The sequence below is a fragment of the Solidesulfovibrio alcoholivorans DSM 5433 genome, assembly GCF_000702665.1.
Lineage (GTDB): Bacteria > Desulfobacterota > Desulfovibrionia > Desulfovibrionales > Desulfovibrionaceae > Solidesulfovibrio > Solidesulfovibrio alcoholivorans.
Genome location: NZ_JNJA01000006.1, coordinates 216,956 through 228,662, shown reverse-complemented (window position 1 = coordinate 228,662; position 11,707 = coordinate 216,956). Strand labels below are relative to the sequence as shown.

Sequence of the window (11,707 nt, the reverse complement as noted above, 5' to 3'; positions counted from 1 at the left end):
CGCAGCCGGCCAAAACGGCCCGCCCCCTTGACGCCCGGGACGGTCCTGGCGTAAAAAATACCCGCGCCGTCGCGCCAAACGACCCGAAGGAGTTGAGGCAATGAGCATCGTATCGGAACTCGTCACGAACATGGGCCATTCCACCGAGCAGGGCTTCTTCGGGGTCACGGCCATCTATATCTACATGGCCATCATCGTCAGTGCGGCCCTCGTGCGCGTGCGCCACAACATCAAAAACGACAAGCATCACTAGGCCCGTCCCGCGGCCCGCGCCGCGGCGAACGTCCGTTTTCGAGCCGCCTTCGGGCGGCTTTTTTCGTGGGAAAACGGCGGGCGGCGCGACGGCCGCCCGCAGGAATCGCAGAACGCGGCGCTAGCCCTCGCGGATCATCTCCATGAGGTACTGGCCGTAGGCGTTCTTCAGCATGTCGCCGGCGAGCCCCTCCACCTGCGCGGCCGTGATGTAGCCCATGCGGTAGGCGATTTCCTCGATGCAGGCCACGAGCACGCCCTGGCGCTCCTGGATGGCCTGGACGAAGCTCGCGGCGTGCAGCAGCGATTCGTGGGTGCCGGTGTCGAGCCAGGCGTAGCCCCGGCCCAGGAACTCCACCTTGAGCCGGTTGCGCTTGAGGTAGACGTTGTTGAGGTCCGTGATCTCGAGCTCGCCGCGCGCGGAAGGCTTCAGGCTCGCCGCGATGTCGGTCACCTCGTTGTCGTAGAAGTAAAGCCCGGTCACGGCGAATTTCGACTTGGGCTGCGCGGGTTTTTCCTCGATGCTGATCACGTTTTTCGCCGCGTCGAACTCCACCACGCCGTAGCGGTGCGGATCGCGCACCTTGTAGCCGAAGACGATGCCGCCTTCGGTAAGGCCCGCGCAGCGTTGCAGCACCGTGGCCAGCCCCTGGCCGTAGAAGATGTTGTCGCCAAGGACCAGGCAGACGGTATCGTCGCCGATGAACTCCCGGCCGAGCAGAAAGGCCTGGGCGAGGCCCTCGGGCCGGGGCTGCACCTTGTAGGAAAAGGACATGCCGAGGCTTGCGCCGTCGCCGAGCATCTCCTTGAAACGGGGCAGGTCCGTGGGCGTGGAGATGATGAGGATATCCCGGATGCCGGCCAGCATCAGCACCGAAAGCGGGTAGTAGATCATCGGCTTGTCGTAGATAGGTAGAAGCTGCTTGCTCACCACCCGCGTGATGGGATAGAGCCGCGTGCCCGACCCGCCGGCCAAGATGATGCCTTTCATGCCTTCTCCTCGCTTGATATCCCGCCCGCCTCGGACGTATCGTTGGCACGCTTTTGACCCAACGCCACCAAAACCGCAAGGCCCAAGGAATCCGCCATGCCCCAATCCCTCCGCCTCGCCGCCGCCGGCGACATCGCCCTTGCCGCCGGCGACCGGCTGTGCATCGTCCCGGAGCCGGCCCCGGAATACGGCGTCTGCCTGCTCGCCGCCGAACGCCTGCCGCGCCTTCCGGTCGGCACGCGCCTGAGCCCGGCCACGGGCGGCCCCGACCTGTGCGTGGTCGCCGTAAAGGACCGGCCCGGACGCGGCGACGCCCCGGCCGCGCGCGTGCTCCTGGCCGAAGCCCTGGCCGACGGCGTCCTTCCCGGAGGCACGTCGGCATACCACGCCGCCAAAACCGGCCTCGCCCTGGCCTGGATCACCCTCAGCGACAAAGGCAGCCAGGGCCTGCGCGCCGACGCCGCCGGCCCGGCCATCGCCGAGACCTGCGCCGCCGCCCTGCCCCTTTGCCTGTCGCTTGGGCACATCATCCCCGACGAGCCGCGCGACCTGGCCGCACTGCTCACCGACCTCGCCCTGACCCAGGGTTTCGATCTGGTCATCACCACAGGCGGCACGGGGCTTTCCCCGCGCGACACCACGCCCGAAGCCACCCTGCGCGTCATCGAAAAACGCCTGCCCGGCTTCGAGGCGGCCATGCTCGCCGCCTCCCTGGCCAAGACCAGGCACGCCATGCTCTCCCGGGCCGTGGCCGGCACGCTCGGACAGGCCATCATCGTCAATGTGCCGGGCTCGCCCAAGGCCGTGCGCGAAACCCTGGCCGCCATCCTGCCGGCCATCCCCCACGGCCTCGACAAACTGCGCGGCGACCCCGCCGACTGCGCGCAGGCGTAGGGGGGAGAAAAACAAGAGGAAGATGCCTCCGGCGGCCAGGAGGGGATGATCCCCTCCTGGACCTCCCCGACGGGGGGGGAAACAGGCCCGCGGTAGTTACGGCGGGAAGGAGTGAAGATGTCCACGAGATTTTTTCAGACGACGCCCCGCATCCACTACGGGCCGCGCGCCCTGGAACAGGCCGGGCCAGAGGCGGCCGCTCTGGGTAGGACAGCCCTGGTCGTGACCGGACGCAGCGCCAGCAGCAAAAACGGCAGCCTGGACCGGTTGTGCGGCCTGCTCGAAAACGCCGGAGTCGCGGTCGCGGGTATTGTCCGGGTGGAATCCGACCCGAGCCTCGACAGCGTGGTCGCCGGCACGGAACTGGCGCGCGCCAAGGGCTGCGACGTGCTCGTGGCCCTTGGCGGCGGCTCGGCCATGGACGCGGCCAAGGGCATCAGCTGCCTGCTCGCCAACCCCGGCGACCTGGCCTCCCTGGAAGGCGTCTCCGGGCTGCGCCAGGGGCCGCCCGTCATCGCCATCCCCACCACCGCCGGCACGGGCAGCGAAGTGACCAGGGTCAGCGTGCTCACCGACACGGCGCGCGGCTACAAGATGCTCCTCGTCGGCCCCACGCTCATGCCCGCGGCGGCCATCCTCGACCCCGAACTCACGGCCACCATGCCGCCGCACGTGGCAGCGGCCACGGGCATGGACGCGCTGACCCACGCCATCGAGGCCTACCTGTCCAAGCTCGCCAACCCCTTCTCCGACGCCCTGGCCCTGGCCGCCATCGAGACCATCGCGGACAACCTGAGCCTGGCCGTCAGCGCCCCGGACAACAGCGACGCCCGCGCCGCCATGCTCTATGCGCAGATGCAGGCCGGCCAAGCCTTTTCCAATGCCTCGGTGGGGCTTGTGCACGCCATGTCCCGGCCCATGGGCGCGCGATTCGGCGTGCCCCACGGCGTGGCCAACGCCATGCTGCTGCCGGTCGTCGCCGCCTACAACCGCCCGGCCTGTCCCCGGCGCATGGCCCGGGTGGCGCAGGCGCTCGGGCGGCGCACGGACGGGCTGGACCTCCCGGCCGCCTCGCGCCTGGCCGCCGCGGCCCTGACCGAACTCGCCGCGGAACTGCCGCTGCCCCGCAGCCTGGCGGAAGTGGGCGTGGACATCGAGGCCCTGCCGGACATGGCGCGGGAAGCGGCGGAAAACGGCAGCAGCCGCGTCAATCCGCGCCGCCCCGAAGCCGAGGACATCCTGGAACTCTACCGTAAACTCGTCTGAAAAAAAGAATTGCGCCCGCCGAGGCGGGCGCGCGGCAGGCCGCCGGGAATGGAGCCCCTCCCCTTGCGCGCCGCTACACGGCAGCGCCGTCGAGCAGGGCGATGGCAGTGGTCTTCTCGTCGCGGAAGCGCGACTGGACCGCTTCGCGCACGCGTTTGTTGTGCCGGAAGAATTTCTGGCCACGCAGGCGATAGACTTCCTCGATGACCGCCCTGTCAAAATCCTGGCGGCTGGCGACGTTCTCCGCCTTGTCGATGGCCTGGGAGAAGATGCGCTCCGCGCCGTAGGGGCCGTGCTGCACGGCCGTGCTCCACAGCACCTCGCGCAGGGCGTAGGAGCGTCTGGTCACGTCCACGCCCGTGGTGAGCACGATGCTTTTGGCGGCGGGCGCGTAGTTGTTGGAGCGGATGAATTCGTGCTGCAGGGCCTCGAAGCGCTTGGGGTCCGCGGCGGCGATCTGTTTCCAGACCGCGGGCATGCGCCCGCTCCTGCCGCCGGTGTCGGCGGGGCCGGCGGCCTTGAGGCGGCTGGCCATGTCCGGGGCCTTGTCCTCGAGGAACTTGATGAAATAGTCCATGGTGCCGGTTTTGGAGGCGATCTGGTACTGGCCGTAGGAGGTGCCGCCCCGACTGTCGTAGCCGATGTAGTCGATCTCGGAATTGGATTCGTACTGGGCGCTGAGGCTCCCGGCGCGGTGCTGGAGGGTGGAGGGCAGGACCTTGCGCGTGGCCGCGGCCTCGGCCTTGGCCGCTTCGACGCGCGTGCTTTCGGCCAGGATGTTTTCCGCGCCGGCCGCGGCGAGCAGAAGCTCCTCCTCGCGCTTGGTGAAGCCGCTGTCGGCGTCCGCAAGGGCGGTGCGGCCCAGGTGGCCGAGGTCGTCGGGGTGGCGCGCGCCCGGATTGACGGCCATGCGCACGGCGGACTTGTCCACGACGCGGCGCACGCTGTAGCCGCCGCCGGCAGTCGGGGTCGCGGCCTGGGCCGGGGATGCGCCCGGCGCGACGCGGGCCGAGCCGCTGTCCGCGGCCGCCTGCTCCATGGCCAGGCGCGACAGGGTGGCCAGGGCGCTGCCCTGGAATTTGTCCAGGGCCGAGCCTTGCGGCGTCAAACCCTTGGCGCCGGAGTCGTAGCCGAGCATGGCCAGGGCGGCGTCCTGGTCGCTGCCGGAGCCCGAGGACAGCATCTCGAGGCCCGTGATCATGTTTTCCCGGGGAATCGCCTGCTTGGCCGATTTGCCGATCTCGCCGTTGATTCCGTAACCGCTTTTGAGCATGGTCGCGAAAACGCGGGGATCCTTGTCGGCCCGGGAGGTTCCCGGGGCCAGGGAGGCGGCTTTCTTGAAGATGTCGCCAGCGGCTTGTGGTGCGGTCTGTATGGCCATGCGTCGTTTCCCGTGTTTCGTGCTCGCCAAGGGGCGAACAGGAGACTGCAAGCCCCGTGCCCGGACGGGCCGAGGAGCCGCCGCCAAGGAGCCACCATGGACGCCAGCCACCGCTATTTCGCCAATACCGCCTGCCGCTACTTCCCCTGCCACGCCGGGGCCGACCCGCAGGCGTTCAACTGCCTGTTCTGCTTCTGCCCGCTGTATTTCCTCCCGGACTGCGGCGGCGACTGCGAGTTGCGCCAGGGCGTCAAGGACTGCACGCCCTGTCTGCGCCCCCACAGGCCGCAGGGCTACGACGAGATCCTGGCGCGGCTGCGCGAGGAGGCGGCGAAGCGGCGCGAGGAGACGGAAAACAAGCCGCCGCGTTGATCCGGATCAATGCCCCGGCCCGCGAAAGGGGCTAACCTGTGTCCTCCGGTTCCCGACCGGACAAGGAGACAGGCAACATGAACAGACGCGCCTTTTTGACGGCCCTGACCACGGCGGCGGCGGCCGTGGCCGCGCCGGGCACGGCGAAAACCGTGCTCGCCCGGGATGCCGCCTCTGCCGGCGAACCCCTGGCCACCCTGCTCGACCTCTCGCAATGCGTGGGCTGCGGGGCCTGCGTGGCCGCCTGCCGCGACGCCCATGCCGCTGATTATCCCGAGCCGCAAAAGCCCTTTCCCAAGATGTCCCCGGCCCGGGTCAAGGTCGAGGACTTCTCCGAGGCCCGGGACGTGGACGACCGGCTCACGCCCTACAACTGGCTCTTCATCCAGACCGCGACCGTGACGAAGGACGGCCGGGAACTGACGGTCAACATCCCCAGACGCTGCATGCACTGCGTCCACCCGCCCTGCGCCGAGTTGTGCCCCTGGGGCGCGGCCGCCAAATACCCGGACGGCGCGGTGCGCATCGCCACGGACATTTGCCTGGGCGGGGCCAAATGCCGCGCGGTCTGCCCCTGGCACATCCCCCAGCGCCAGACCGGCGTCGGGCTCTATCTGGACCTTATGCCGCGCTTCGCCGGCAACGGCGTCATGTACAAGTGCGACCGCTGCCGGGAACGCATGGCCGCGGGCGAACAGCCGGCCTGCATCGAGGCCTGCCCCAACGGCGTGCAGACCATCGGCCCGCGCACGGAGATCGTCGCCGCGGCCCATGCGCTGGCGAAAAAAATCGGCGGCTACGTCTACGGCGAAACGGAAAACGGCGGCACGAACACCCTCTACGTCTCGCCCGTGCCCTTTTCCGAGCTCAATGCCGCCGTGGCCAAGGGCCCCGGCCGACCGGGCCTCGGCAAGACGCCGGACGTCATGGGCGAGCAGGCGAACCTGGCGACGTCGGTGCTGCTCGCGCCCGTGGCCGGGGTCGTGGCCGGGGCGCTGCGCCTGTATTCCCGGGCCAAGGATTCCAGGAAGGAACGCGACACGGAGGACCGTCATGACGCCGACGCGTAAGGAACTTTTCCCCCGCTGGCAAAAACGCCTGCTGCTTGCCGCCGCCCTGGGCCTGGCGCTCACGGGCATGGGGCAGATGCCGATTTTTCCGCGCTACTACATCGCCGACATTCCGGGCCTGGGCTGGCTCGGCGATTTCCGCGTCACATCCGCCCTCCACCTGGCCCTGGCGACGGTGCTGCTTTTCGTGCTGTGCGCCATGGCCACGGCCTGGCTCGGGGCCGGCCGCGCCCGGCCGGCGCTCAGCCGCGCGGGGACGTGGCGCATCGCGCTCTATGCCGCCGTCGCGGCCACGGGATTGCTGCGGGTGCTGCAAAACGGCGATGCGCCGTTTGTCGGCCCTCACAACATGCGCTACCTGGACTGGACGCATTTGGGACTGGCCGTGGCGCTGGGGGTCTTCGCCCTCGGTTGGGGACGCCGCGCGGCGCTGTCCGCCACCGCCCGGGACACCCCGCGCGCCCGCTGACCATCGGGACGGCGACGCCCCTGCCGTGCGCCCGGCCCGCCGTCCTTATGTTGCGGCGGGCCGGGCGCACGTTTTTCTTGGCGCATTTTTTGCTTTTTCCGCCGGCAAGCGTCATATTCATGCCGCGGCATCCGGGCGAGAACGCCATGCCAAACCAGTGCGGGAGCTACAATGTCCTATTATGCCAACATGAAAACGTTGAACAGCATCGCCAGGCACGTATACATGGCGAACCACGTGGGCGAACTGGAGTCATTTCCCGAAGAGATCACGCTCACGCCGACCATGCGCTGCAACTTCAACTGCGTCACCTGCACGCAAAACCACAAAGATCCGATAGAATACCCCCAGTCCTTCATTCCGCAACTGGAAGAGGTCCTTCCCTTCGTCAAATTCGTCAACATCAACGGCGGCGAACCCCTGCTCTACAAGCACCTGGACGAGCTGATCGCGACGATTACGAACAAGGAAACCCGGTTCTGGCTGGTCACCAACGGCTCGTTGCTCAACGAATCCTGGCGGGAAAAGCTTGTGGGCAGCGCCTTGCAGGTCATCAAGTTCAGCATCGACGGCGGCACGCCCCAGGCCTATGCGGCCGTCCGCCCCCATGGGAATTTCTTCAAGGTCCTCGGCAACATCGCCCAGTTCATGAAGCGGAAAATCACGGAAAAACGCAACGACGTCTGGACCCAGTTCAATTTCGTGGCCCTGCGCGACAACATCGAATCCCTGCCGAAGCTCGCGGCCATCGCCGCCGAACTCGGCATCAACCAGATCAACGTCATCTATTGCGTGTGCGCCACCCCCTACCTGGCCGAGCGTTCCCTGTATTTCCACCAGGAGCTCAGCGACGAGAAGATCATGCTGACCCAGGAAATCGGGGACAAATACGGCGTGACCATCGCCGCGCCCAAACTCTTCTCCGGAAAATCCCCGGGCAAAGGCAGCTGGCTCGACGCCAAGACCTGCGACTTTCCCTTCAAATACATGTCCGTCGAACTTTCCGGCAAGATAGGCATCTGTTGCGGCTCGTCCATTCGCCGGGGCAATATCTTCGAGAACGGTTTTGCCGCGACCTGGAACGATCCGTTCTGGATAAAGATCCGGGAGACGGTCAACACCGAAAACGAAACCGAGATGTGCCGCAACTGTATTCTGTGCAAGCAGAAACCGGGCAACATCCACAGCCATATCCCCGACAAGGAACTGGCCCGCAAGATGCTCGCGTTGCACGGACGCTCCGAGGAACTGGCGGCGCTTGATGCGGAGGAAGTGCGCCGGATCGCGGCGTCAGTGTAGGGCCGGACCGCGCCGGTGCGGCGCGGTCCGGGAAAAGGCGGGGTCTACCAGTTTTCGGGAGCGAGCTCGAAATAGGCCATGGGATGCTCGCAGGCCGGGCACTTGTCCGGGGCGTGGTCGCTCTCCATGGGGTAGCCGCAGTTGCGGCAACGCCACAGGACCTTGGCCGGACGTTTGAAGACCAGTCCCTTTTCGATGTTGTCCGCGAGTTTGGCGTAGCGGCGTTTGTGGAAGCCTTCGGCCTTGGCGATGTGCGTGAAGGTGGCGGCCACCTCGGGGTAGCCTTCCTGTGTGGCCACGGCGGCGAACGAGGGGTACATGTCGTTTTCCTCGTAGGACTCCCCGCCCTCGGCCTCGCGCAGGTTGGCCAGGGTGTCGCCGATCACGCCGGCCGGAAACGCGGCCGTGATTTCCACCTCACCGCCTTCCAGGTACTTGAACAGCCGCTTGGCGTGTTCCTTTTCCTGGTCCGCGGTTTCGGTAAACAGGAACGAAATCTGCTCGTAGCCTTCCTTTTTCGCCTTGGAAGCATAGTAGGTGTAGCGGTTTCTGGCCTGGGACTCGCCGGCGAAGGCGGTCAGGATGTTCTTTTCGGTTTGCGATCCCTTGAGCGGTTTCATGCACGACCTCCGATGCGTTTGGTTCATTCGTCCAGATACTTCTCGGCCCATTTGAGCGCCGCCGCAACGGCCGGAAAGCCGATGGTGGTGGCCAGGGCCAGCAGGGCCTGGCAGATTTCCTCGGGCGAGGCCCCGGCACGGGTGGCCCGCCGGGCATGGCTGGCCACCGCCGTCTCCATGCCGCGCGCCGCGGCCGCGCCGAGTTGCACGAGCTGCAGCGTCTTTTCCTCGAGCGGCCCGAGCTCCCGGGCGGATGCGGCCACGGATTCGAGCGCGGCCATGAACCGGGGATAATCGCGGGCCAGTCGTTCATAATGGCGGGGAACCGATGCGTCCGTCATGGCTTGCTCCTTGCGACGCCGTTGCGCGCTGCCGCCGGACGGCGGGTCACTGTTCCTTGTGCACGCGCGCCAGGGCCGTAAGCAGTTCCCCAAGGTCCGGGCGCGTGTTGATGTCATGCACGTCAATGAACCGGATCACGCCTTTTTTGTCCACAACAAAGAGCGCCCGTTCCGTGACGCCATCGCTGCGCAGGATGCCGAGCTTTTGCGCCAGTCCCCCATGGGGCCAGAAGTCCGAGGCCACCGGGAACCACAGTCCGCCCATCTCCTTGATCCAGGCGTAGAGCGTGGGGATATTGTCCGCCGAGATGCCGACGAGCGCCGCATCATTGGCCTCGAACGCCTCCTTGGCGATGTTGTAGCCCGGCCACTGCCCGGAACACACCGGCGTCCACGCGGCCGGCACGAAGGAGAGCACCAGGTTCTTCTTTCCAAGGTAATCGGACAGGCGCACGCGGCCGCCGGAGACGGCCGGCAGGTCGAAGTCGGGCATGGCCTCGCCCACGGCCACGGCGAGCGTGCTGTCCGTGGGCGGCAACTGCCCGACGGGATAGATGTCCGCGGCCAGACCCTGGGGCGTCGCGGGCGCAGCCAGGGCCGCCCCCGCGCACAAAAGGACCGCCAGCGCGGCCCCGAGCAAACGTGCGTGCATCGCCATGCCTCCCTGCTTGGGGCGCATCTTATGGAAAATCATTCTCCAAAACAAGGATGCGCGCCATAAAAAATCCCCAAAAATCAGATGCCAGCCGCCCGGGTGATCCGCGACAGGAATGCCGCCGGCGAATCCATGACCCCAAGGCTCGCGCCGAGGACGGCGTACCCGCCGCCGGGCTTTTTCCTGAGCACGTAGAAAAACGGCGTGCCCACCTGCCCCACCTGCTTGTGCACGACGAAATCCGGGTCGGCGAAAAGCGCGAACGGCACGGCGTACTTCTTGCGGAAGATGTCCACTTCCGCCTCGGAATTGCCCGCGCCCACGCCGATGACGCCGATGCGGTTGGACAGGCCCCGCTTGTCGATGAGGTCGTAGAGCGCGTTCACCTCGGGCGCTTCCTTCTGGCAATACGGGCAGTACATGCTGAAGATCTCGACCACGAGGATCTCCGTGCCGAGGGCGCTTACGGGCCGTTGCGCCTTGCCGGGCGCGAGGCCGAGCCGCGTCGCGGCTTCTGGCGACACCTGGCCGGCAAGGGACACGTCGGGAAAGGCGCTGCCCACGGCCAGCGGATGCGCGCCCGGGGACAGCGAGGCCTCGACGGCCCAGGCCGGGGCGGCGGCCAGCAGCGGCAGCAGCGCGGCGACGAGCAGACGGAACAGACGGTTCATGGCTCCTCCGGAAAATGGGGATCGCGGCGGCGGGCCGCCGATCTGTCTTGATAAACATCTTCGGGCGCGAGGCAAAGCCCGCGGTTCAAACAAGGGCGTCCGGAGCGGTCACGGCCGCGCGCAGCGCGGCATGGTCGGGCGCGTCAGGGGCGATGGCCGGCTGGTTACGCGCGGCTTCAGGCGATGCCAGCCGCGTCCATGGCCCGGCGAACGTCGGCGATGATGTCGTCCGCGTCCTCGCAACCCACGGAAAGGCGCACCAGCGTGTCCGTGACCCCGATGGCCAACCGCTCCTCCCGCGACATCTTGGCGTGGGAGGTCACGGCCGGAAAGCAGACGAGCGTTTCCACGCCGCCGAGGCTCACGGCTTCAAGCGCCAGTTCCAGGCCGTCCACGAACGCCCGCGCCGCCTCGGGCGCGCAGGCCAGCTCGAAGGAGAGCATGCCGCCGAATCCCCGCATCTGGCGCTTGGCCACGTCGTGGCCCGGATGCGAGGGCAACCCCGGATAGTGCACGGCGGACACGCCCGGCCGTGCGGCGAGGAACTCCGCCACGGCCATGGCGTTTTCGTTGTGCTTGGCCATGCGCAGGGCCAGGGTCTTCATGCCGCGCTCGAGCAGGAAGCAGTCGTAGGTATTGAGCGTGCCGCCGAAATTGACCGCCCGCTCGCGCACGGACGCCATGAGCGGTGCCGCTCCCGCCACGGCGCCGCAATTGAGGTCGCTGTGGCCGTTTAAGTACTTGGTGCCGCTGTGGATGACGAGATCGCAGCCCAGCGCGAGCGGCTTCTGGTTGATGGGCGAGGCGAAGGTGTTGTCCACCATGGACACGAGCCCGCGACGCCTGGCCATGGCGGCCACGCCTTCGAGGTCCACCACCCGCAACAGCGGATTGCTCGGCGTCTCCACGTACACGGCGCGCGTCCGCGGCGTCACGGCCGCTTCCAGACGCGCGGGATCGGCGTCGGCGACCAGGCTGTAGCCGATGCCCAGGCGCGACAGCTCGGCCAGCAGGAAGCGGTGCGTGCCGCCGTACAGGTCGGCCTGGAGCACCGCGTGGTCGCCCGCGTTCAGGACGGAGAGCAGGGCCGAGGAGATGGCTGCCATGCCCGAGGCCATGACCATGGCCGCCTGCCCCCCTTCCAGGGCCGCCAGCTTGTCGGCCGGAGCCATCTGGGTCGGGATGTTGCCGTAACGCGGATAGCGGTAAGCCCCTTCCACGTCCTGGCACGCCATGTAGGCCGAGGCGGTGTGCAACGGCGTGGTCACGCCGCCCACACTGCGGTCCAGGCGCTCGCCGGCGCGCACGCAACGGGTATGTTCGCCCATGCGGGATGGTTTCATCATGCAACTCCTTTCCTGCGCGTTTTGGTGCAGATACGCCTGAAGCGTCCGCTGCGCCAGACCCGCGTCCGGGCCGCCAATCG

14 protein-coding genes are annotated in these 11,707 nt (G+C 67.5%); 7 read left to right on the top strand and 7 right to left on the bottom strand.

The window, feature by feature from the left end:
• Positions 1-100 precede the first annotated feature (100 nt).
• Positions 101-253 carry a hypothetical protein gene (locus Q368_RS26635; protein ID WP_169740598.1) on the top strand — a complete coding sequence of 51 codons (153 nt, stop codon included), beginning with the start codon at positions 101-103 and terminating at the stop codon, positions 251-253.
• Between the two features lie 120 nt (positions 254-373).
• Here the strand turns inward: Q368_RS26635 and rfbA are convergent, their stop codons facing one another.
• The gene (gene rfbA / locus Q368_RS0113205) at positions 374-1,243 is read right to left on the bottom strand and encodes a glucose-1-phosphate thymidylyltransferase RfbA (protein WP_029459538.1); all 870 of its coding nucleotides are present in this window, start codon (positions 1,241-1,243) and stop codon (positions 374-376) included.
• Positions 1,244-1,339: 96 nt separating this feature from the next.
• On the opposite strand from rfbA, the gene Q368_RS0113195 reads away from it, so the two are divergent.
• Positions 1,340-2,137 (top strand): MogA/MoaB family molybdenum cofactor biosynthesis protein, encoded by a 798-nt coding sequence (locus tag Q368_RS0113195; RefSeq protein ID WP_029459537.1) that lies wholly within the window; start codon positions 1,340-1,342, stop codon positions 2,135-2,137.
• A 117-nt stretch (positions 2,138-2,254) separates the two neighbouring features.
• Complete coding sequence (locus tag Q368_RS0113190) at positions 2,255-3,403, top strand: iron-containing alcohol dehydrogenase (RefSeq protein WP_029459536.1); 1,149 nt, start codon at positions 2,255-2,257, stop codon at positions 3,401-3,403.
• Between the two features lie 73 nt (positions 3,404-3,476).
• Here Q368_RS0113190 and Q368_RS0113185 read toward each other — a convergent pair whose 3' ends face one another.
• The gene (locus Q368_RS0113185) at positions 3,477-4,784 is read right to left on the bottom strand and encodes a VgrG-related protein (RefSeq protein WP_029459535.1); all 1,308 of its coding nucleotides are present in this window, start codon (positions 4,782-4,784) and stop codon (positions 3,477-3,479) included.
• A 96-nt stretch (positions 4,785-4,880) separates the two neighbouring features.
• On the opposite strand from Q368_RS0113185, the gene Q368_RS0113180 reads away from it, so the two are divergent.
• The 4 genes from Q368_RS0113180 to Q368_RS0113165 all read left to right on the top strand — a co-directional run bounded on the left by Q368_RS0113180 (position 4,881) and on the right by Q368_RS0113165 (position 7,994).
• The gene (locus tag Q368_RS0113180) at positions 4,881-5,156 is read left to right on the top strand and encodes a cysteine-rich small domain-containing protein (RefSeq protein WP_043785879.1); all 276 of its coding nucleotides are present in this window, start codon (positions 4,881-4,883) and stop codon (positions 5,154-5,156) included.
• Positions 5,157-5,233: 77 nt separating this feature from the next.
• The gene (locus Q368_RS0113175) at positions 5,234-6,226 is read left to right on the top strand and encodes a 4Fe-4S dicluster domain-containing protein (RefSeq protein WP_029459533.1); all 993 of its coding nucleotides are present in this window, start codon (positions 5,234-5,236) and stop codon (positions 6,224-6,226) included.
• Complete coding sequence (locus Q368_RS0113170; RefSeq protein WP_029459532.1) at positions 6,210-6,695, top strand: hypothetical protein; 486 nt, start codon at positions 6,210-6,212, stop codon at positions 6,693-6,695. The genes Q368_RS0113175 and Q368_RS0113170 overlap by 17 nt, the downstream gene beginning before the upstream one ends.
• Positions 6,696-6,920: 225 nt before the next feature.
• On the top strand, positions 6,921-7,994 hold the full coding sequence (locus Q368_RS0113165; protein ID WP_162179642.1) for a radical SAM protein: 1,074 nt from the start codon (positions 6,921-6,923) through the stop codon (positions 7,992-7,994).
• Positions 7,995-8,038: 44 nt separating this feature from the next.
• Here Q368_RS0113165 and rbr read toward each other — a convergent pair whose 3' ends face one another.
• From rbr to Q368_RS0113140, 5 genes are all read right to left on the bottom strand, one after another.
• On the bottom strand, positions 8,039-8,614 hold the full coding sequence (gene rbr, locus Q368_RS0113160; RefSeq protein WP_029459530.1) for a rubrerythrin: 576 nt from the start codon (positions 8,612-8,614) through the stop codon (positions 8,039-8,041).
• 23 nt (positions 8,615-8,637) lie between these two features.
• Positions 8,638-8,955, bottom strand: a complete 318-nt coding sequence (locus Q368_RS0113155; RefSeq protein WP_029459529.1) for a carboxymuconolactone decarboxylase family protein — start codon at positions 8,953-8,955, stop codon at positions 8,638-8,640.
• A 46-nt stretch (positions 8,956-9,001) separates the two neighbouring features.
• Positions 9,002-9,607: a redoxin domain-containing protein gene (locus tag Q368_RS0113150; RefSeq protein WP_156955709.1), complete on the bottom strand. Its 606-nt coding sequence runs from the start codon at positions 9,605-9,607 to the stop codon at positions 9,002-9,004.
• Between the two features lie 83 nt (positions 9,608-9,690).
• Complete coding sequence (locus tag Q368_RS0113145; protein WP_029459527.1) at positions 9,691-10,281, bottom strand: peroxiredoxin family protein; 591 nt, start codon at positions 10,279-10,281, stop codon at positions 9,691-9,693.
• A gap of 176 nt (positions 10,282-10,457) precedes the next feature.
• Positions 10,458-11,627 (bottom strand): trans-sulfuration enzyme family protein, encoded by a 1,170-nt coding sequence (locus Q368_RS0113140; RefSeq protein WP_245611343.1) that lies wholly within the window; start codon positions 11,625-11,627, stop codon positions 10,458-10,460.
• Positions 11,628-11,707: the final 80 nt, after the last annotated feature.